Origin of the sequence: Rhizobium sp. 007 (genome assembly GCF_015353075.1) — a bacterium.
Classification (GTDB): Bacteria; Pseudomonadota; Alphaproteobacteria; order Rhizobiales; family Rhizobiaceae; genus Rhizobium.
In genome coordinates this window covers 1,110,056-1,131,022 of sequence record NZ_CP064188.1, presented here as the reverse complement: position 1 = coordinate 1,131,022, position 20,967 = coordinate 1,110,056, and the positions used below count along the sequence as shown (strand labels likewise).

Genomic DNA, 20,967 nt, shown 5'->3' with positions numbered 1-20,967 from the left:
AAGATCAGTCTCATGGCCTCTGTCGAATTCCAGAACGTCTCCAAGAGCTTCGGCGCCTTCAACGCCGTGCCCGACATCAGCTTTTCGATCGCCGACGGCGAATTCGTCTGCCTGCTCGGGCCTTCAGGCTGCGGCAAGACCACCAGCTTGCGCATGATCGCCGGCCTGGAAACGCCGACCTCCGGCAAGGTGCTGATCGGCGGCAAGGACGTCACCTTTCTCCACCCAAAGGACCGGAAGATTTCGATGGTCTTCCAGGACTATGCCCTTTATCCGCACATGAACCTTGCCGACAACATCGCCTATCCGTTGAAGGTCCGCGGCGAGGCGGAAGACAAGCGTCATGCACGGGCCAAGGAAGTCGCCGACGTGCTTAAGATCGGCGATCTCCTCAAGCGCTTGCCGAGCCAGATTTCCGGTGGGCAACAGCAGCGCACCTCGCTTGCCCGCGCTCTTGTCTATCCAAGCCAGGTCTATCTTTTCGACGAGCCGCTCTCGAACCTCGACGCCAAGCTCCGCCTCGAGGCCCGCGGCTTCCTCAATCATCTGCAGCGCGACATGGGTATGACGGCCGTCTACGTCACCCACGATCAGGCCGAGGCCATGGCGCTTGCGACCCGCATCGCGGTCATGGACAAGGGGCGTATCGTGCAATTTGCCCCGCCGATCGAAATCTACCGCCGCCCGGCAACCACATTTGTCGCGAATTTCGTCGGCAATCCGCCAATGAACCTCGTTCCAGTCGAAGCCATGGTCGCAGAAGACAGGCTGCAGCTTCGTGCCGAAGGGCTGACGCTTGAACGCCTTGCGGTCTCCGCGGCCATCGCACGTGCGGCAGACGCAAAAACGATGACACTGGGCATCCGCCCCGAGCATCTGCGCATCGCACGCCCGGATGATGCGAATGTCATTTCCGGCATGCTCTTTGCGAATGAAAACATGGGGCCGGAAAGCCTGGTGACGATGGAGCGACAGGACTCAGGACGCGTGACGGCCCGCATCTTCACCGACGACGAAATCAAGGTCGACAACCGCGTGGCGCTTTCCTTCGATGCAGCGCATGTGACACTTTTCGACGCCACCGGTGCACGCATTCCCGTCATTGGCGAGTAGGCAGGCATCGAATGCGCGAAATCGCCGTCCATGTCTCCCGCGCCGATCAGGTTGACAACCCCTATTTCTACGTAGCCTTCGACGTTCCCGTAGGGACGACGCGGATCGACGTGGCAATGCGCTATGCCAAGGCCGAGAATTGCATTGTCGACCTCGGCCTGCTTGATCCGCGCGCCACCGACTATCCATCCACCGCCGGCTTCAGAGGCTGGAGCGGCGGAGCGCGCGATCGCTTCTTCGTTGCGACGGACGATGCCACGCCCGGCTATCTCCATGGCGAGATGCCAGCGGGTCGCTGGCAGGTGATGCTCGGCCTTTACAAGGTTCCGGCGGAAGGTGCCGATGTCTTCCTCACGATCGATTACGACAGGGCGAAGCGCAAACTGGAACCGCCTCCATCCCGTACGTTCCCGGTGCGCAAGGGCGCCGGCTGGCATCGTGGCGATCTTCATTGCCATACCTACCATTCCGATGCCGCCGGCTCCCCGGACCTACTGCATGAAGCAGCAAAACAGGCCGATCTCGATTTCCTTGCGATCGCCGACCACAACACGATCGCCCAGCGGCGCTATTTTCATCCGAACTCCTCAGCCGACCTCGTCTTCGTTCGCGCCATGGAAGTGACGACCGGCGCCGGCCACGCCAATGTCTTCGGCGTCGACGACTGGATCGATTTCCGCATGACGAAGCCAGGGGACGCCCATACACTTGCGCGTCTGGTGCATGAGCGCGGAGGCCTTCTGTCCATCAACCATGACAAGCCGACGATCCCTTGGGACTACGAGCTTCCGGAGACCGACTGCATGGAGGTCTGGCAATCCAACTGGATGGCTTGGAACTGGATATCGCTCGAACGCTATCAGCAGCGCCTTTCTTCCGGCCTGAAGATTTCTGCCATCGGCGGCAGCGATTTCCACCAGCCCGCACGCCTGATGCCGGAGGGTCCGCTTGCACTTGCACGCCCGACGACCGTCCTTTGGCTTGAAGAACTCTCCGAAGAGGCAATCCTTGCCGCCATGAAGGCCGGCCACGGCTACGTTACCGAGAGTCCATCCGGCCCTCACCTGGCTCTTACCGTCAACGGTAAGCCGATGGGCGAAACAGTGTCCGGTCCGGTTTTTGCTGAAGCCGAAGTGGGTGGTGCAAAAGGCGATCGCCTCGTGTTTCTGGACGCCACCGGCGTGCTTGTCGATCAACCGATTGAGGACGATGCTTGGACGGGCCGCTTTTCCGGTAGGCCGAAGACCTTTCTGCGCGCCGAAGTCATCGCCGAGGCGAGCCGCGCGCGGCTTTTATCGGAATTCACAGCGGCGATATCTGGCAGGAGCCTGCCATGGCAGCTTCGCGGTTCCGATATCCACAGCCAGCCGATCCGCCGCGCGCTCAGCAATCCCGTCTATATAGAAGCCTGATTTGGCGCCATATCCAAGCGCAGGACCACCAAATAGCGTGCGCCGCGCACCAAATCGCTCAAACTTTGTGCATTGCAGAATCTGCCCAAAAATTCGCTTGACGCGTCGGCCAATTTGGTCTGGATTGAACCAATAATCAATTGGTACGGACCATTTGCCAATGGACGAAGCCGCCGGGAACTCAAACCTTGCACTGGACAAGCTCCGGACGCTGCTGCGTTCCGACGGACTGGATGCGGACGGCAAGCTGCCGACGGAGCGCGCGCTTTCGCAAACCTTTGGCGTTAGCCGCCGCGCTGTGCGCCGTGCACTGGAGGTCCTGGAAGCCGAGGGGCTAATCTGGCGGCGTCAGGGTTCGGGCACCTTTGCCGGGCGACGTCCCGATGGCTGGAGCGAGCATGTCGGTTCGATCGTCGCCGGGACCGACCTGATGGAAGTCATGGAAGTGCGTTTGCGCGTTGAGCCGCAGCTGGCCCAGCTTGCCGCCATGCGCGCCAAGGCCGCCGATATCGAGCGCATGTATGAGCTCGTCAAGAAGATCTACGAAAGCACCGATGCCGACGGCCGCGAACTCTGGGACGGCGCACTGCATCGGCAGATCGCCCAGTGCGCCGGCAACCAACTTTTCCTGGCGATCTTTGATGTCATCAACAGGGTGCGTCAGGACGAGGCCTGGCAGACGATTCGCGAGCGCGCCCGAAGCGCCAGCAAGACGCGCACGGTCACTTACGGCCAGCATACCGCAATCATCGAGGCGATTGCTGCCCGCGACCCTGCCAAGGCGGGCGAAGCCATGCGCCAACATCTCTTCACGCTCCAGGAAAGCCTGATCCGCATTACCTCGCTAGACCACCACGAACCGAAGACAAAACAAGAACTCGCCTAAGCGAGCCGGACGCTGAGAGGCAGACACTGCCCCTGAAGAAGCAAAGAACGACAGAGGAGAATGGCATGACGATCGCCAGATTCGTGACGACCCTTCTTTCGGGCGCGCTGATTGCGCTGCCCGCTTTCGCTGCCGAACTAAAAATCGGTCTGCAGGATGATGCCGACGTGCTTGACCCCGCACAGTCACGCACCTTCGTGGGCCGCATCGTCTACACGGCAATGTGCGACAAGCTGGTCGATGTTACACCCGACCTGAAAATCGTGCCGCAGCTTGCGACCGAGTGGAAGTGGTCTGGCGACGGTAAGCTGCTGACCATGAAGCTGCGCGAAGGTGTAAAATTCCATGACGACACGCCGCTTGATGCCGAAGCCGTCGTCGCCACGATTGAGCGCAACATGACGTTGCCTGAATCGCGCCGCAAGAGCGAGCTCGCCTCTGTTGAAAAAGTCGAAGCAGTCACACCCTATGAAGTGAAATTCACGCTGAAGAGCCCGGACGTCACCTTGCTTGCCCAGCTTTCAGACAGAGCCGGCATGATTGTCTCGCCAAAGGCGGCAAAGGAACTCGGCGCGAATTTCGGCAGTCAGCCGGTCTGTGCCGGACCCTTCAAGTTCGTCGAACGCGTGCAGCAGGACCGCATCGTGCTCGAGAAGTTCAAGGATTACTGGAACAAGGACAATGTCTTCATCGACAAGGTCACCTACCTGCCGATCCCTGATACGACCGTACGCCTTGCCAACCTTCGTTCTGGCGACCTCGACATGATCGAGCGACTGGCCGCCACCGACGCAGCTTCGGTCAAGGAGGATGCGAGCCTGACCTACGCGGACGTGGTCAATATCGGCTACATGGCGCTTTATGCGAACATCGCCAACGGCCCGCGCGCCGACAATCCGTTCGGCAAGGACAAGCGACTGCGGCAGGCCTTTTCGCTTGCGATCGACCGCGAGGCGCTGAACCAGATCGTCTACGAAGGCACTGCCGTGGGTGGCAATCAGCCGTTCCCACCCAATAGCCCGTGGTTCGACAAGGACATTCCAGTGCCTGTCCGCGATCTCGACAAGGCGAAAGCGCTCGTGAAGGAAGCCGGCTTCGATCGCGTGCCCGTAGAAATGCAGATCCCAAACAATCCGGTCGCAGCGCAGATGATGCAGATCGTCCAGTCGATGGTCGCCGAGGCAGGGTTCGACGTCAGTCTGAAATCGACGGAGTTTGCGACCCTTCTGTCCGAGCAGACGGCAGGCAACTACCAGCTCAGCCGCTCCGACTGGTCCGGCCGCGTCGATCCCGACGGTAACATCCATCAGTTCATCACCTGCAAGGGCGGAATCAACGATACCAAATATTGCAACCCTGAAGTCGACAAGCTGCTGAATGAGGCCCGCGCCTCGACCGACGATGCAGTGCGCAAGCAGAAGTATGACGCCGCCGCAGCAATTCTCAACGAGGACCTGCCGATCATCTATCTCGGCCACCAGTCCTGGATCTGGGCGCTGCATAAAAACATTACCGGCTTCGTCCCCTCGCCGGACGGCATGATCCGCCTCGCCGGCGTGAAGAAAGCCGGCTGATCCAAACAGACCCGCATGGCGGACCAGTATCCGCCATGCTCCCGGTGCCGTGTCAGGACCTGCTCATGTACACCTACATTACCAAGCGGCTTCTGGTCGCCATTCCGACGCTGCTGATCATCTCGATCTTCGTCTTCTCGCTGCAGAAGCTTTTGCCGGGCGACCCCATTCTCGCCATGGCAGGCGAGGAGCGCGATCCGCAGGTGATCGAATACCTGCGCGAAAAATATCGGCTGAACGATCCGGTACCCTATCAGTACGTCTCGTGGCTCGGCTCGGTTCTGAAGGGCGATCTTGGCATATCGCTGCGTACCAACCAGCCGGTTGTTGAACTTGTGGCGGAAAAGCTGCCGGTCACCATCCAGCTCGCGATCATGTCGATGATTTTCGCTTTCGCCATCGGCGTGCCGATGGGGATTTTAGCCGCGGTCAAGAAGAATACGGCCTTCGACTACCTCGCAAATCTCATCGCACTTTCAGGTCTCTCGATCCCGAATTTCTGGCTCGGCATCATGCTGATCCTGCTGGTCTCGGTGAAGCTCGGCTGGCTTCCCGCCTCCGGTTACGAACCCTTCTTCAGCAACCCGCTACGCTCGATTGAAACGATGTTGATGCCATCCTTTGTACTTGGCAACGCACTCGCCGTCACGCTGATGCGTCACACCCGCTCTGCGATGTTGAGCGTACTCAGCGCCGATTACGTCCGCACCGCCCGGGCGAAGGGGCTTTCCGAGCGCTCCGTCGTGCTTGAACACAGCTTTCGCAACGCCGTCCTGCCGATCGTCACGCTGAGTGCACTGCTCTTCGGCGAATTGCTTGCAGGTGCGGTATTGACCGAACAGATCTTCACCATTCCAGGCTTTGGCAAACTCATCGTCGATGCCGTCTTCAACCGCGACTACGCGGTCGTCCAGGGCGTCGTGCTTTGCACGGCAATCGGCTTCATTCTGATGAACCTGTTAGCTGACATCGTCTATGTCCTTCTCAACCCGCGAATGAGGGCAACCCTATGACCGCTCTCGACCAGATCACCATTGCAACTGATCAGCGCCCGCCAAGCCGAGCCTGGCGCAAGCTGAAGGCGAACAAAGGAGCGATCGCAGGCCTCGGGATCATCGCCTTCTTCGCCATTCTCGCAACAGCAGCGCCGCTATTGCCGATCCCGGACCCTAACGCGACGAGCTGGTCTGCAATCCGCAAGGCGCCGTCAGCAGCCCACTGGCTCGGAACCGATGACATTGGCCGTGATATTCTCTCCCGCATGGTCTGGGGCGCACAGGCCTCACTGATGGCGGGTGTCTTTTCGGTGGCGATTGCGGTTGTGATCGGCGTGCCGTTCGGCCTCATCTCCGGCTATTTTGGCGGGTGGACGGACCAGATCATCTCCCGCGTCACCGAAGCCTTCCTCGCCATGCCGTTTCTGATCACCGCGATCGCACTTGCGGCGTTCCTCGGCCCAAGCCTGACGAATGCGATGATCGCCATTGGTCTTTCGGCCATGCCTATTTTCGTCCGGCTGACCCGAGGCCAGGTGCTCGCCGTCAAGACGGAGGAATATGTTGAGGGCGCACGTTCCATCGGGCTTAGACACTTTAGCATCATCAGCCGCTATATCCTGCCGAATGTCTTTGCGCCGATTCTCGTGCAGGCGACGCTGACGATTGCGACAGCGATCATCGCCGAAGCGAGCCTTTCCTTTTTGGGCCTCGGTCAGCAGCCGCCTGCCCCCAGCTGGGGCTCGATGCTCAACGTTGCCAAGAATTTCCTCTCCCAAGCGCCCTGGATGGCGATGTGGCCGGGTGCGGCAATCTTCCTCGTCGTGATTGGCTTTAACCTTCTCGGCGACGGCCTGCGCGATGCGCTCGACCCGCGCGAAGCATGAAAGGATTTTGAAATGACCGCGTTCACCACCCGTCCTGAGATTTTGGGCACCTTCGGCGTCGTCACATCAACCCATTGGATCGCCTCCGCCGTTGGAATGAGCATACTCGAAAAAGGCGGAAACGCGTTTGATGCAGCTGTCGCCGCCGGCTTCGTCCTGCAGGTCCTCGAGCCGCATCTTTGCGGACCGGGCGGCGACATGCCTGCGATCTTCTATTCGAAGAAGAAAGATAAGGTCGAAGTCATCTGTGCGCAGGGGCCGGCTCCGGCCGGCGCCACAATCGAGCACTATACGTCTGAAGGTCTGAGCCTCATCCCAGGCAACGGCCTGCTTGCCACCGTCATTCCCGGCTCTTTCGATGGGTGGATGCTGATGCTTCGAGATTATGGGCGCCTGACCGTCCGCGACATCCTTGAACCGGCAATTCATTATGCCGAGCACGGTCACCCTGTCCTTGAGCGCGTGTCTGCGACAATCTCCGGCCTTGCATCTTTTTTCGAAAAAGAGTGGCCGACCTCGCATGAGACCTGGCTGCCCCGCGGCTCGGTCCCGGCGCCGCATTCGAACTTCAAGAACCCGGTGCTTGCCGAAACCTGGAAGCGCGTCATCGCAGAGGCCGAAGCAAAAAAAGACCGCGAGGCGCAAGTCGGAGCTGCGCGCGATGCGTTCTACCGCGGTTTCGTTGCCGAGGCGATTGACAGATATGCCGGCTCGACGGAGGTGATGGATGCAAGCGGCAGTCGGCACAAGGGCGTCATCAGCGCGAACGACATGGCAAAATGGTCGGCTGCGATCGAAGAGCCGCTGATCTATCAGTATCACGACTGGACGGTCGCAAAGATCGGCCCATGGGGCCAAGGCCCGGTGTTTTTGCAGGCGCTCTCGCTTCTGAAGGAGATCGACATCGCCGGAATGGACCCGGCGGGCGCCGAATTCGTCCATACGCTCACCGAGGCGATGAAACTCGCCTTTGCCGACCGTGAAATCTATTATGGCGACCCGAAATTCGCGGAAATCCCGATCGAGCATCTGCTCTCGGATGCTTATGCGAACGCGCGCCGGAAGCTGATAACCTCCGAGGCATCGCTTGAATTGCGCCCCGGGCGCATTCCCGGCTTCGAAGCTCAATACGAACTCACCATGGACATGCTCAACGTCACCTCGAAGACAGGCGCCGTCTACGAGCCGACCATGGCGCATCTTTCCGAAAAGCGCGGCGACACCGTCCACATCGACGTGATCGACCGCGAGGGCAACATGGTTTCCGTCACGCCGTCAGGCGGTTGGCTGCAGTCCTCACCGATCGTGCCAGGTCTCGGCTTTTGCCTGAATTCGCGTGCGCAGATGTTCTGGCTGAAGCCCGGCCTGCCGACGTCGCTTGCGCCAGGCAAGCGTCCACGCACGACGCTGACGCCATCCTTAGCTCTCTACGAAGGCCGGCCCACGCTCGCCTTCGGCACGCCCGGCGGCGACCAGCAAGAGCAATGGCAGCTCTCCTTCTTCATGCGCTATGTGCATCACAAGATGAACCTGCAGGCCGCAATCGATCAGCCTCTCTTCCACACGTCGCATTTCCCGGGCTCCTTTTATCCACGTACCCGCGAGCCGGGCAGCCTGATGGCGGAGGCAAATTTCGGCACCGAGGTTCTCGATGCGCTGCGCAGGAAGGGCCACAATCTGACGGTCGCCGACCCATGGACCATCGGCCGCCTCACCGCTGCGCGCCGCGACGCCGATGGCCTGATGCGGGCAGCCGCAACGCCGCGCCTGATGCAGGCCTATGCTGTCGGGAGGTAAGCCATGACCTGGTCGATCGTTGCCCGCGACCCTGAAGCCGGCCACTTGGGCATCGCCGTTGCCAGCCGCTTCTTCGCCGTGGGCGGCCTCGTCCCGCATATTCGCGGCCGCATCGGCGCGGTTGCGACGCAGGCTTTCGTCAGCCCGCTTTACGGCATCGACGGGCTTGCCGCGCTTGCGTCAGGACAGGCTCCGGCGGATATCCTGCGTGGACTGACCGCCCGCGACGAAGGCCGCGATCAGCGGCAGTTCCACTTGATCGACGCCAGGGGCCGGAATGCAGCTTTTACGGGCGCACGATGTATCGACTGGGCAGGCCATCTTATTGGGGACGACATATCCGTCGCCGGAAATATGCTGGGCGGACCGCAGGTGCTCGAAAAGACGCTCGCCGTCTACCGCAAGACGTCCCGGCTGCCGCTTGCCGAGCGGTTGCTCGAAGCCATGCAGGCCGGCGAAGATGCAGGGGGAGACAAGCGCGGCAGGCAATCGGCGGCCCTGCTCGTTTATCGCGATCAGGATTACGCCTGGCTCAATATCCGCGTCGATGACCATGCCGATCCGCTTGGCGAACTTCGCCGCCTCTATGCCGTCGCCCAGGAGCGCTATCTGCATGTCGCCGAGACGATGGCGACGCGCCAAAACCCGAGCGGATTGATCGACCGCCGCGTGATCGACGAAAAGATAGCCACCCTTGAAGCCGCACGTATCGCCGAAGGCCGCCCTTCGGCCTCCTTTGCAACGCCGCTCAAGCTTTGAAACGCAAACGATAAAGCAGGGAAACGAAATGGGTGAAGCCGCAAAATCCGTGCTCTCGGTCAAAGACCTTACGACGTCGTTCCTCGTCGATGGCCAGTGGAAGCCGGTGGTCCGCAACATCGGCTTCGATGTGATGCCGGGTGAAACGGTGGCCATCGTGGGCGAAAGCGGCTCCGGCAAGAGCGTCACCTCGCTCTCGATCATGCGACTGCTGGCCAGGAACCAGAGCCGCATCGACGGCAAGATCGTCCTGAACGGCAAGGATATCCTTGCACTTTCCGACAAGGAGATGCGGCGCGTGCGCGGCAATGACGCCGCAATGATCTTTCAGGAGCCGATGACGAGCCTCAATCCGATTTTCACGATCGGCCGGCAGATCTCCGAAGCGCTCACGTGTCACGGCGACATGACCCGGTCCGAGGCGCGGGGTGAAACGATCCGTCTTCTGGAAAAGGTCCGTATCCCGAATGCTTCCTCGCGCTTCGACGAATATCCTCACCAGTTTTCCGGCGGCATGCGCCAGCGGGTGATGATCGCCATGGCGCTTGCCTCCAGGCCGAAACTTTTGATTGCCGACGAGCCGACGACGGCGCTCGACGTAACGATCCAAGGCCAGATTCTTGACCTCATAAAATTGCTGCAGGAGGAGGAAGGCATGTCCGTTCTCTTCATTACCCATGACATGGGCGTCGTCGCCGAAGTTTCGGACCGGACGATCGTGATGTATCGCGGCGAGGCCGTCGAGACGGGCCCGACCAGTCATATCTTCCTCCGTGGCAAGCACCCTTATACGCGCGCGCTGCTTTCCGCCGTGCCGCGACTCGGTTCAATGGCCGGACAAAAATGGCCGCTCCGGTTTCCTGTTGTCGATACCGCGACTGGCGAGCGGAGCGAGCCGGTAGCAGTGGCAGATACGGTCGTCAGCAAGACGCCGGTCCTCGAGGTCAAGAACCTCACCACCCGCTTTGCTGTTCGCGGCGGGCTTTTCGGCGCAAAGACCGGCGCCATCCATGCGGTCGAGAATGTCTCCTTCGATCTCTTTCAGGGCGAGACCCTGTCGCTTGTCGGCGAATCCGGTTGCGGGAAATCGACCACAGGCCGCTCCATCACCCGCCTCGTCGAACCGAACGCGGGAAGGGTCATCCTTGACGGCTATAATGTGACAGCCCTTGATCCATCGAGCCTGCGCCGCATGCGGCGCAGCATCCAGATGATTTTTCAAGATCCGTTTGCAAGCCTCAATCCGCGGATGACTGTGGGGGCAGCGGTCGCAGAACCGATCATCGAGCACGGCCTCGCCAGCCGCGTCGAGGCGCGCAACAAGGCCGCCGACCTATTGGAACGTGTCGGTCTGAGCGCGGATATGATGGCGCGCTTTCCGCACGAGTTCTCCGGCGGTCAGCGTCAGCGCATCTGCATTGCCCGGGCGCTGGCGCTCGATCCGAAGGTGATCGTCGCCGATGAAAGCGTCTCGGCCCTCGACGTCTCGATCAAGGCGCAGGTCATCAATCTGATGCTGGACCTGCAGCAGAGCCTCAACCTCGCCTTCCTGTTCATCTCGCATGACATGGCCGTCGTCGAACGCGTCAGCCATCGTGTTGCGGTCATGTATCTCGGTGAGATCGTCGAGATCGGCCCGCGCGCTGCCATCTTCGGCAACCCACAGCACCCTTATACGAAGATGCTGATGGCGGCCGTTCCCGTGCCCGATCCGGATCGCCGGCGCGTGAGACGCGGACTATCGACAGAGGAGCTGAAAAGTCCGGTCCGACCGCTAGATTATGTTGGACCAACGCCCAGTTACCGCGAGATCGGCGCTGGCCATCTCGTCCGGCTGGAAACTGCTGCGTGAGCACAGGTTTACGATGGAGAGCAGCGCCTCGCGAAAGGCGCCGAGCCGCAAGCCCTGCCCCAACACCATGGCACCTCGGTGTTCCCAGCAGTTGTTCTGCCCGTTTTGTGACATCTGCATCACCCGTGATGCGACGTTATTGAAATGTCGACCGTCACGACAATCAATCGTAGAGCTCGCCATGGCCAATCTGCTCTTTTGCAGCGCCACTTATCGAGGAGTTGCCAGCCGGGTCAGGGTCCCTGCGATGGGCATCCTTGAGGAAATTTGCCGCCTCCGCAAATGCGACGGTGATTTCTTCAGTGCCCCATCCTGCTTCATTGGCGCTTGCAATCAGCTGTTCCAGGGCCTGGCGCGCGGCATCACTTGCTTCTTTGAAGCGTTGAGAAGGGACTTCGGTCATCGGCGATGGGAAGGTCATTTGATACATCCTTCAATCGATCATGGATCTCGGAGATCAACGCGGCCGTATCGAAATGGATGCAGCAGTGCGTATCTTTTCTTAGCCATCGCCATTGTGCGGCTTGATGCAACATCGTTGCGTACCTTTCGAAAAGACGTCCTTCGGCAGTATCGCCATCGAAGAATTGGGAGCATATCCGGCCTATCTGGGAATGACCGGCACGATTGGCAATCCGATGCGGCAGGCGCAGCGCATGGTCAAAACCGGCGGATAGCGAACCTAGTCTGGATATCGGAAGTTAAGGAAGAATATCAATTGTAGTTCACAACCCGTTAAAACATCAGATCTTTTGGACGACCGTCGATTGATGGGCTGGTTTATCTCTTATCACGTCGGCTTTGTCATGGCCAACCTCGACAAGCCGGTCGTGTTTAGCCCATTCATGCCCCTTAGGGATCTTTCAACGCGGATTGACGAACGTTCCGTCACTGGCAGACCTGCATGACCTCTACCAACGACTTTATCGCCGAAATCATCCGCGCCGCCAACAGGGTCGAAAGGCTGGGCAATCCCGAAAAGCGCCGACTGCTGCGTCGCGCGGTCGTGACGATCAGCAACCTACGCGAGCGTACCGGGATACCGAGCAGCAATACGAACCACGATGCGGTTTTCGACTTGCAAGCGATCGAAGTGTCCGTCGAGCGACGGAAGCCCGGTGAAATCAAGAAAGCACTTCTTATGGCCGCCGACATGATCCGGACGCTGCATATAGTGCTGGATTCGGGAACACAGATTACGACCAAGGTGCCGGAGTAAGCCGCCTCGAATCGCGTCCGCGGGCGCGGCTTGGAGGCAGAACAGCAGACTGCACCGCTTCACATCGAAGGCGAAAATCAGATTGCTTGATCAAACAGGATGACGGCCGGCGCCGGGCTCATTCCCCGCGCGCGGTGCGCGATCTCATTGCGTCAGGCCGCAGCAACGGTCCGACTCCAAGGCGATCCGGCAGAGAGCAACATAGGTTCCTTGGCCTCATGGCACGATCAATAGGCTCTTCGGCAACAATCGTCCAAACGCTCCAAGCGCATTCCCGGCCGAGCGCGAACTGTCGTCCATCATTTTGCGACTAGCAGGCATTCCAAGACGACAACCTTAAGCGAGCGTCAGGATGGGGTTTGCCGATGGAGGCCTGCGCGCCATCCATGGATTGGTACGGCAGCGCGAGGACTTTTGCAGCAAGCCGCGAATATCCTTCGAGGGTGCCGGCAACGGCCGAGAGTGACCCGCGAGCTTTGAAGCATGGTTGAGCCGCCTAGGCGTTCCCAATATTGCGGTCGTTGCTCGATCCGACGAAACTGGGCATATCCTCATTTTCGATCAGCATCCATGCCCTCTTGACGAAGCGTTGGAAATTCTGACGCGCTGCACTCAAAGGAAATCTTCCGCAAGCAGCCTCCCGGCACGCCCTCTGCAATGTTTCATAGGGAATATCGCGCTTGTATTCCGGCCATTCGTCAAGAAAATCAAAAGCTTCATGGAGGTTCGTAATCTCTTCGATGAAGTGCTTGCGCTGAACGTAAACAGGAAGGTCAAACTGAAAACTTGCCATTTTTACCTCCTTGTCTTTGGCGTGTTGACGTTCCAAAATTTAGGAGGTGATTTTGACGCGTTCAAGACCGCCAGTACGGCTGCCGCGGACGATTAAAAACCCGAGGCCATGCCTCCCATACCTCATTCGTCTTCAGGCATGCCCAGGCCCATCGCGTCGGCAGGCTCAAAATCTGCGACGATCGTCGAACGAGGCCATATCGCCACCTTTTGGTCAATCTGCAGAAGAGACGTTCGCAATTATCGCAAGTCCGCGCTCGTATTTTAACGTTTCGCTTCCGGTTTGCCGCGCTTGGTCAAGATTGTCCTCGAGATCCGCCTGCTTCACGGGCCGTGCCAGCCGGTTGGCGATCGCCCGCCGCACAAAGACCTCGTCCTCCTCGCCTTGCCTTTTCGTCAACGCATCGACCGCGGCGAGGACGGCCTGGGAAAAACCCTCTTCCTTCAGTCGGTCGAGCGTCCATCCCCAGGCCTTTTCAGGCACATCGTGAAGGTAGGCGACCACTTTCTCTTCGTCGCCAGATACTGCGTCCGCGACCCTTCGGCAGTGGTCAAAGTAAGGGTTTCCAAGCTTGTCCTGCTGGCCGTCGTGGGCTTCGGTTGCGACTTGAATGGCATGCTGGAGATGCTGTTCAGATTGCATCTAATTTCTCCTATCGGCGCGAATTCGCCTCGAGGCGAGCGACGATTAAGGGGATCGCGACTGCCGCAATTGCACTCACAGGAAGGCGTCTCAGCACCCGCGCGCCGAAAGCGGTCGCGGCCATGGCGCCTGCAAGCTTCGCCCATGGGTATGTTCCGAGTTGGTCATGAGCGCTGGCGTCGGCCCATTCGAGGTTGGATCTGGCGACGATCACCGCCCGCTGCTTGACGAGTGACAGCCTTGAGCGAAGGGTTTCGATCTCGTCCCGCACATGATCAAGGTCGTCTCTAACCCGCTGGAAAGGACGAGCTTCCGGCGGGCCGCTGTCGGGCGCTGAATAGGTTTCGGCCTCAAGCGCGGCGAGATGAGCCTGCAGTTCGACGTCGGTGTCGAGGCCTTCCGAGAGGGTTGTGTCGCGCTTAGGCATGTTGCTCCTCCAATTCGATTTTGCTGTTACAGCACAGCGCGCCTTGGCACTGCGAACACACGCCCGGCGCCCCTGACGTGCCTCGCCCTTGACCGGATTGTCCGGTGATCGCTCGTGCGCTCAACTCCTGCCGGAAAGGATGGTTCCTGAGCTGATTGTCGTTTTGACAGCGATGCGCCTCGACAATCTTGACGGAGTGGCTCAAGGCTCGCGGTTCAGGAGGCGCAATCGCGCCACGAGGGATGCAAATGGCCCGCCGCGAGCGCTTTTGATCAATGGATCGTCGCGCAGCGAACACACCTGTCCCTGCGAACTATCGAAGAGTTACAGGATGGTTCAACTGGCCAAGCAGATTTTCCGGGAAAGATCCGATTTCAAAGTCGAAGTCCTCGACCTCAGCCGTATTGCGTCCGAATATGAACGGCAGATCCATCCCTGCAAGTCGTGCTCCTCCACAGCGGCGCCGCTGTGTCACTGGCCGTGCTCCTGCTATCCGGACTACTCTCTCGGGCCAATCCACGACGGCCCCAAACGCTGCAAGGACACTGCGCGAAGCCGTCGTTGCGAAGCGTCGCGGGATTTGATCGAAACTGGGAAAGACGGGGAGCATGCTCGCCCAAAATAGGATCAATCGCAGATGCTAGGTCGCGCCATGCCACCGCCATCGATTCGAAGGTTCACAACTAAGCCGCTCAGATTTTGGGCGCGTGTGGCTTTCTGGTGATTTGCTCATTGCCCGGCGGCCGCTATCGTCATCAAAAAACGGGGTAACCATGGCAAAGACGGACTGGCCGAAGGAACCGCTGACAAGCGAAACCATGAAGATGCTCGATCGCATTCTTCGCGAATGGTGCGCCGAGCAAGATTGCGAACCATCGAGTGATGCCGCCATCGTGCAGGCGAAAGCCCTCATTGACTGGTTTGAATTCGGCGTGCGGGATGAGGCGGAGCTTTCGAGACTGCTTCGCGACGAGCTTACGACGAAGCAATCGTAGGAACTCTGAGCGTCTTTGGAAGTTGTGTTGAGACACAGCCAAGGAGACATGAAACACATTCCTGTCGCCTGCATCGCCACGACAACCACTTAGGCTCTACAAAACGGCAGGACAATCGTGACCCGAACGCTTGGCCGCACGCCTGTCCAGCTTTCGAGCATTATCTCCAAATGGCTCAAAGACCTTAACACGCAACCCGTGGGAGATTGCCATGCCAAACTATCCAGCCCCGCCCTTCGACACCCCCAAGCAGCCAATGCCCGGTTCGACGAACGCCATGTCGCCGTTGCCTGATCATGGCGAACATACTTACCGTGGCTCCGGTCGCCTCAAGGATAAGAAGGCGATCATCACCGGCGGCGACAGCGGTATCGGCCGCGCTGTCGCCATCGCTTACGCCCGAGAGGGTGCCGATGTTCTCATCGCCTATCTGGACGAGGATGATGACGCCAATGAAACGAAAAGTTGGGTCGAAAAGGCCGGTCGCAAGGCCATCCTCTTGCGAGGCGACATCCAAAATCCCGAGCATTGCCGCCACATCATCGACACGGCAAGGGCAGAACTCGGCGGCATCGATATTCTCGTCAACAACGCCGCTCATCAGGCAAGCTTTAGCGACATTGGAGACATAAGCGACCAGGAATGGGAGCTGACATTCAAGGTCAATATCCACGCGATGTTCTACCTTTCCAAAGCGGCTGTTGCGCATATGAAACCAGGCAGCGCGATTATCAACACCGCCTCGATCAACGCTGACAGTCCAAGCCCGCACCTGCTTGCCTATGCCACAACAAAAGGCGCCATCCAGAACTTCACCGCTGGTCTTGCCCAAATGCTTGCCGACAAAGGTATTCGGGCAAATGCGGTGGCACCCGGGCCAATCTGGACGCCATTGATCCCATCTACCCTGCCGGAGGACGCAGTCAGGAACTTCGGAAAACAGGTTCCAATGCACCGCCCTGGGCAGCCGGCCGAACTGGCGACGACCTATGTAATGCTCGCCGATCCCCTGTCGAGCTATGTCTCAGGCGCTACAATTGCCATTACAGGTGGCAAACCGATCATCTGATCGCAAGCGCCGCGACCATACGGACCGGTAAAGCAAGTTGAAGCGCGCCAGCGAGCTTTTTGCCGGCCGCTTCTGGCGTGACGCTCAATTTCCCATTGCTGCGACTTTGGAACCTTGGACTTGGTCAAGGGTTAGACCGTCAGGAATGATCTATGGCGATGGCAGCCAGCAAGCCTGCCTCAACCCCGCATAGACAGACGGAGGACTAAGATGGGCATGAATTCACCGAAGAATGGCCCACCAGGAACCACCGATCAGTCGCCACGTTGGGAAGGCCCTAAGGGCAATACTCCGAGGGGCTATCTTCCGCCGAAAGACGATCCGGACAACGATCGGGACGCGCTTGGTGAAAACAACCGTGATCCAGAGAGAAAAAAACTTTCCGATGCCTTCAAGACAAAAGGAGGAAGCTGACATGGGTGGAAGCCCCAAGAAAGATGCCGCCGGCCAATTCGCGAAGTCTCGTGCAGACAGAAAGGCTTCCGGCGTCCACAGCGCCAAGCCCACCGTCATAACGGGGTCGGAGGACGCCACGGTTCATAAAAACCCTCCAGGCAAGCAAAAGCCAGAAAAAGACTGGGATCTGAACTACGATCCGGCTGAGATGAATGAGGGTCAATCGCACTAAGTGTTGTCGGGCGGCGCAGAAGACGGCGCTGCCTCATGCGTTCTATTCCGATATCGGCTGGTCATTTCGACAATGCCTGTCGGCACGTGCGTCCTGAAGACATGGATCAGCATGTCCGCATTTCGGCCGATCCTGCAGATCATATCGCATGGTTGGGTGATGATGCGCGGACGGGATTCGAAAAGGTATTCTTGCACAATCGGGCGCAACCAAGCCGAGTTCATCGATGTCTTAGCAGCGTTCAAAACTTAAGGCGCAAAGCGCCGCCTGCTTGTCGCACGGTTGACCGTCCACACCTTTCCAGTCGCCGGATCTTCAGAGTGAGTGTCCCAAATAGACCGTTTCATGATGCAGCACCTGCCGCAGCATAAACGGTCTGCAATTCACCACGCCTCCCGGTCACCCTACGCTTCCCGCGGCACTGGTTAACAGAGCGTTTTCTCTCGTATGCATCTGCCTGACGACAGGATCCAAGTGAAGCTGTGGCGGCGTCCGACAGACATGATCTTTCACGACCGGTCGCGGCGGCCTATTCGAGGAAGCGCAGCCATGGGTGACGATGTCGTGCGTCGTTAAAGATCCAGTCGCCCATGAACTGCAACACGTTTTCAACTGGGTTCAGTTCCGGCGAGTGCGGCGGCAGCAACGTCAAGATGATGTGGTCCGGCATCTTCAGGCTCAGCGTTTATCGGTCGACATTATTTCTTCCAAACGATTAAGTCTTAAGAGTTGACATTACGCAATGGCGGAAGGTAGCATATAGCATGATGGAATAAATGATATCGTTTTATCGATACTGGCAAGTATCGATATTGAGTTCCATGCACGTTTAAGATACCGTTCCTGCCTGAATCCCTTGCTTCGCGCAAAAAATCGGTCGACATTCTTTTAACATAACCCGCTGCAGCGACATTTATATTTATACGACGCGCGCGCTTTGTTGGTTTTTGAACTTTAAAACTCATGGTTAATGTAATATTAAATTCTGGAGCAGCGTGAAGAGCATATGATTAAAATCAATCTTTGCGGGCCTTTGAAAGGCGCTCAGAGCGTCATTGCTCTACGGTCGGGGCTGCATCGCAGCTGACCGCTAACAGAGGGATACGAGGCTAGCGGCATGAAGTTTCACGGAACGCCTTTGGATGGTGCATACGTTATCGAGCCGGAACCGCGCGGGGACGAACGAGGATGGTTTCAGCGCGTCTTCTGCGAGCGAGAAATGGCCGACGCCGGAGTGGAAGGCCGCTTCGTACAAGTCAATAACTCGTTCAATGCCGAAGCGGGCACCCTGCGTGGGCTGCACTATCAACTCCCGCCGTCGCCAGAAGTTAAGATCGTCCGGTGCCTCTCCGGAGCACTGTGGGACTGTATCGTCGATCTGCGGCCCGATTCCGCGACGTACCTCGGTTGGCACGCGGTTGAGTTAACGGGTGAGAACCGGCTGGCATTTTATGTGCCCCGCGGCTTTGCCCACGGGTTTGTGACACTAAGGCCCAACACCGAGACATTGTATCTTGCCAGCGAGTTCTATGATCCAAAGTCGGAGCGCGGTGTGCGTTGGAATGATCCGAAGTTCGGCATCGCCTGGCCGGTTGAAGGGGTCGTAATTTCGGAGAAAGACGCGAAATGGCCAGACTTCGATGAGGATTTTCATGGCGTGGAAAGCCTACGCGGCATCTAGGAGCAGGAGGTTCTGATGGTGATTGACACGCTCCTGAAGAAACGGGAACAGGATGGCCGTCCCATTAGGGTCGGGATGTATGGCGCGGGCTTTATGGCGAAGGGCATCGTCAACCAGATCGCCAACTCCGTGCCGGGAATGATCCTTTGCGTGATCTGCAACCGAAACGTGGAGAAGGCTATGTTAGCCTACCGCGCTGCTGGCCTTGAGGCATCCTACGCCTGCGACAGCAGCAAGCTCTCCGACTTGATTGCCGAAGGCACGCCGGCTGTCACTGACAATCCAGCATTGCTGTATGAGTCGGGTGATCTGGATTGCTTGATTGATGCGACGGGTGCGATCGAATATGGCGCCAACATCACCTTAGGGGCAATCGCGCACGGTCGCGACATGGTGACCATGAATGCCGAACTGGACGGTACGGTTGGTCCGCTTCTCAAGAAAAAAGCCGATGCGGCAGGGGTTATCTTCACGGCCTGCGATGGAGACCAGCCCGGAGTACAGATGAACTTGTGGCGCTTCGTCAAATCCATCGGCCTTACGCCGCTGGTGTGCGGCAATATCAAAGGCCTACAGGATCCCTATCGAACACCGACAACGCAGGCCGAATTCGCGGCAAAATGGGGGCAGGACCCGCATATGGTCACCAGCTTCGCTGATGGCACGAAGATTAGCTTTGAGCAAGCTATTGTCGCTAACGGCACTGGCATGTCCATTTTGAAGCGCGGCATGACAGGTGTCGAGCATCGTGGCCATGTCGATGAACTCGTCAACGCGTATGACATTGAGGCGCTGAAAGCCGTGGGTGGAGCCGTCGACTATGTTGTGGGAGCAACACCAGGTCCGGGTGTCTTTATTCTCGCCTACCACGACGATCCGAAGCAGCAGCATTACCTGAACCTTTACAAGCTCGGAACCGGCCCGCTTTATAGCTTTTACACACCTTACCATCTTTGCCATTTCGAAGTACCCCTCTCAGTGGCTAGGGTTGTACTTTTACGCGATCCCGTGCTTCAACCACTGGAGGGCCCAAGGGTCGAGGTTGTGGCGACTGCAAAGCGCGACCTTAATGCTGGCGAAACAATCGACGGTTTGGGCGGCTACATGAGCTATGGCCAATGCGAGCGCGTCGATGTCGCCGGCGCTCAGAATTTGCTGCCCATGGGGGTTGCAGAGGGATGCGTCTTGAAACAGGCCGTGGCGAAGGATCAAGTCCTTACCTATGCCGATGTGGTGCTGCCGGCAGGCCGCACCATCGATCTGCTGCGCCGCGAACAGACGGCGATGTTTGCTGCGTAGTGACGGAGACGGAACTTCGGTGGGGACCCTCGCATCAATTGTGTGGCTGATAATCTTACATCGACACCGACGGGTAGATCTACGGAAAATGCAGTATTCAATCGGCGCACCAGAGCCTCTCAATCGTCATTTTAAAAGCTCTGCTGCAGCCTTACCCATTCGCTGCAAATAAGCCGGATCCTTACGCCAAGAGGAGGAGCCGAAGGTTGCGAAAATTGCGTTACAGTACGCGTCAATGTTCTTAGGTGACAACTGGCTCTCCAACCGTATCGTCAAGGATAGCGGCGACATCGCCACCCATGGCTGCCCAAGAGGAAGATCATGTCCATCGGAAGCCGCCAATCGGCGCATCGATCGCCGCTCGTTCGTATCAGACCTGCCGAAACGCCAGCGAATGGAATTTTCGACGCCACTTCCGCAGACAACCTTTCTCTTCGGCTGCTTAAGCGGCTCGGCATGGATTTTGCATTGGCAATAGCTACCGGGGCTAAACAGTGAGCAAGGTGCCATGAAACAAAACAATTTGGCCGTTCGGCCCATCGGTCTGACGATGCATTGCATCGCAGAGTACCGAGTTGTTAATTCTGTCAGCCGCGCCGCCGAAACGCTTCTACAGCGATGGTCGATCGATGACGGTGAGGACTTTTCTGAGGTAGTCATGGTGTGCCTGGAGGGCTTGCATAACCGCGTGCCTCTCGAAGATGTTCGCGCAGCATTCATCAAAGCCGCTCATGAAGCGATCGACGCTGACCTATCGCTTGGCGCGGTAGTAAGAAAGGATCGTGACCCGCGCCAGGATTCAATCACCGGAGCTGCAAAAAAGTCACCATCAAGACAAAAGACACTATTCGCCTTAGCGGCATTCAAGTGGTCAAACACCGATATTTATCCTGCAACCCAACGACTGAATAGCATTTACCCGTGATGTTTACTGCATTG

At 58.4% G+C, this 20,967-nt stretch carries 23 protein-coding genes and 2 pseudogenes; 20 read left to right on the top strand and 5 right to left on the bottom strand.

The genetic code is table 11. From position 1 onward, the window contains the following. The first annotated feature begins 12 nt into the window (after positions 1-12). From ISN39_RS26500 to ISN39_RS26460, 9 genes are all read left to right on the top strand, one after another. Positions 13-1,113, top strand: coding sequence for an ABC transporter ATP-binding protein (locus ISN39_RS26500; RefSeq protein WP_194731096.1), 1,101 nt, complete (start codon positions 13-15; stop codon positions 1,111-1,113). 11 nt (positions 1,114-1,124) lie between these two features. Then, positions 1,125-2,525, top strand: coding sequence for a CehA/McbA family metallohydrolase (locus ISN39_RS26495; RefSeq protein WP_194731095.1), 1,401 nt, complete (start codon positions 1,125-1,127; stop codon positions 2,523-2,525). Positions 2,526-2,679: 154 nt separating this feature from the next. Next, positions 2,680-3,411 (top strand): FadR/GntR family transcriptional regulator, encoded by a 732-nt coding sequence (locus tag ISN39_RS26490; protein WP_194731094.1) that lies wholly within the window; start codon positions 2,680-2,682, stop codon positions 3,409-3,411. Positions 3,412-3,476: 65 nt separating this feature from the next. Continuing rightward, complete coding sequence (locus ISN39_RS26485; protein ID WP_194731093.1) at positions 3,477-4,985, top strand: ABC transporter substrate-binding protein; 1,509 nt, start codon at positions 3,477-3,479, stop codon at positions 4,983-4,985. 65 nt (positions 4,986-5,050) lie between these two features. Further along, entirely contained in the window at positions 5,051-5,998 is a 948-nt protein-coding gene (locus tag ISN39_RS26480; RefSeq protein ID WP_194731092.1) for an ABC transporter permease, read from the top strand. Beyond that, complete coding sequence (locus ISN39_RS26475; RefSeq protein WP_074071992.1) at positions 5,995-6,867, top strand: ABC transporter permease; 873 nt, start codon at positions 5,995-5,997, stop codon at positions 6,865-6,867. Before ISN39_RS26480 ends, ISN39_RS26475 begins: the two co-directional genes overlap by 4 nt. Before the next feature lie 12 nt (positions 6,868-6,879). Further along, complete coding sequence (locus tag ISN39_RS26470; RefSeq protein ID WP_194731091.1) at positions 6,880-8,664, top strand: gamma-glutamyltransferase family protein; 1,785 nt, start codon at positions 6,880-6,882, stop codon at positions 8,662-8,664. A gap of 3 nt (positions 8,665-8,667) precedes the next feature. Continuing rightward, positions 8,668-9,423 carry a DUF1028 domain-containing protein gene (locus tag ISN39_RS26465; RefSeq protein WP_194731090.1) on the top strand — a complete coding sequence of 252 codons (756 nt, stop codon included), beginning with the start codon at positions 8,668-8,670 and terminating at the stop codon, positions 9,421-9,423. 28 nt (positions 9,424-9,451) lie between these two features. Next, positions 9,452-11,275, top strand: a complete 1,824-nt coding sequence (locus ISN39_RS26460; RefSeq protein ID WP_194731089.1) for an ABC transporter ATP-binding protein — start codon at positions 9,452-9,454, stop codon at positions 11,273-11,275. 163 nt (positions 11,276-11,438) lie between these two features. Here the strand turns inward: ISN39_RS26460 and ISN39_RS26455 are convergent, their stop codons facing one another. After that, positions 11,439-11,696 (bottom strand): hypothetical protein, encoded by a 258-nt coding sequence (locus tag ISN39_RS26455; protein WP_040116588.1) that lies wholly within the window; start codon positions 11,694-11,696, stop codon positions 11,439-11,441. A 106-nt stretch (positions 11,697-11,802) separates the two neighbouring features. Between ISN39_RS26455 and ISN39_RS26450 the strand changes: the two genes are divergently transcribed. Both ISN39_RS26450 and ISN39_RS26445 read left to right on the top strand, forming a co-directional pair. Then, the gene (locus tag ISN39_RS26450; protein WP_194731088.1) at positions 11,803-11,952 is read left to right on the top strand and encodes a hypothetical protein; all 150 of its coding nucleotides are present in this window, start codon (positions 11,803-11,805) and stop codon (positions 11,950-11,952) included. Positions 11,953-12,179: 227 nt separating this feature from the next. After that, positions 12,180-12,494 carry a hypothetical protein gene (locus ISN39_RS26445; protein ID WP_194731087.1) on the top strand — a complete coding sequence of 105 codons (315 nt, stop codon included), beginning with the start codon at positions 12,180-12,182 and terminating at the stop codon, positions 12,492-12,494. Positions 12,495-12,990: 496 nt separating this feature from the next. Here the strand turns inward: ISN39_RS26445 and ISN39_RS26440 are convergent, their stop codons facing one another. From ISN39_RS26440 to ISN39_RS26430, 3 genes are all read right to left on the bottom strand, one after another. After that, positions 12,991-13,287 (bottom strand): DUF982 domain-containing protein, encoded by a 297-nt coding sequence (locus tag ISN39_RS26440; protein ID WP_194731086.1) that lies wholly within the window; start codon positions 13,285-13,287, stop codon positions 12,991-12,993. Between the two features lie 213 nt (positions 13,288-13,500). Next, entirely contained in the window at positions 13,501-13,929 is a 429-nt protein-coding gene (locus ISN39_RS26435) for an HD domain-containing protein (RefSeq protein ID WP_074071998.1), read from the bottom strand. Positions 13,930-13,939: 10 nt separating this feature from the next. Beyond that, on the bottom strand, positions 13,940-14,356 hold the full coding sequence (locus ISN39_RS26430; RefSeq protein WP_194731085.1) for a hypothetical protein: 417 nt from the start codon (positions 14,354-14,356) through the stop codon (positions 13,940-13,942). Between the two features lie 253 nt (positions 14,357-14,609). Here ISN39_RS26430 and ISN39_RS36795 point away from each other — a divergent pair. From ISN39_RS36795 to ISN39_RS26410, 5 genes and pseudogenes are all read left to right on the top strand, one after another. Beyond that, a pseudogene (locus ISN39_RS36795) lies at positions 14,610-14,879 on the top strand (NADPH-dependent FMN reductase); the annotation flags it as partial. A 250-nt stretch (positions 14,880-15,129) separates the two neighbouring features. After that, positions 15,130-15,351: a hypothetical protein gene (locus tag ISN39_RS26425; RefSeq protein WP_074072000.1), complete on the top strand. Its 222-nt coding sequence runs from the start codon at positions 15,130-15,132 to the stop codon at positions 15,349-15,351. A gap of 211 nt (positions 15,352-15,562) precedes the next feature. After that, a complete protein-coding gene (locus ISN39_RS26420) occupies positions 15,563-16,420 on the top strand; it encodes an SDR family oxidoreductase (RefSeq protein ID WP_194731084.1) in 858 nt (285 codons plus the stop codon). A 210-nt stretch (positions 16,421-16,630) separates the two neighbouring features. Continuing rightward, entirely contained in the window at positions 16,631-16,834 is a 204-nt protein-coding gene (locus ISN39_RS26415) for a hypothetical protein (protein WP_074072002.1), read from the top strand. Position 16,835: 1 nt separating this feature from the next. Further along, entirely contained in the window at positions 16,836-17,048 is a 213-nt protein-coding gene (locus tag ISN39_RS26410) for a hypothetical protein (protein WP_194731083.1), read from the top strand. Positions 17,049-17,619: 571 nt separating this feature from the next. Here ISN39_RS26410 and ISN39_RS26405 read toward each other — a convergent pair. After that, positions 17,620-17,724, bottom strand: a pseudogene (locus tag ISN39_RS26405) (transposase); the annotation flags it as partial. A gap of 441 nt (positions 17,725-18,165) precedes the next feature. Here ISN39_RS26405 and rfbC point away from each other — a divergent pair. The 4 genes from rfbC to ISN39_RS26385 all read left to right on the top strand — a co-directional run bounded on the left by rfbC (position 18,166) and on the right by ISN39_RS26385 (position 20,953). Next, entirely contained in the window at positions 18,166-18,729 is a 564-nt protein-coding gene (rfbC, locus tag ISN39_RS26400; protein ID WP_074072004.1) for a dTDP-4-dehydrorhamnose 3,5-epimerase, read from the top strand. A gap of 15 nt (positions 18,730-18,744) precedes the next feature. Continuing rightward, positions 18,745-20,028 (top strand): SAF domain-containing protein, encoded by a 1,284-nt coding sequence (locus tag ISN39_RS26395; RefSeq protein WP_194731081.1) that lies wholly within the window; start codon positions 18,745-18,747, stop codon positions 20,026-20,028. Between the two features lie 321 nt (positions 20,029-20,349). Further along, on the top strand, positions 20,350-20,526 hold the full coding sequence (locus tag ISN39_RS26390; RefSeq protein WP_194731080.1) for a hypothetical protein: 177 nt from the start codon (positions 20,350-20,352) through the stop codon (positions 20,524-20,526). 10 nt (positions 20,527-20,536) lie between these two features. Continuing rightward, complete coding sequence (locus ISN39_RS26385; protein ID WP_194731079.1) at positions 20,537-20,953, top strand: DUF982 domain-containing protein; 417 nt, start codon at positions 20,537-20,539, stop codon at positions 20,951-20,953. Positions 20,954-20,967 lie beyond the last annotated feature (14 nt).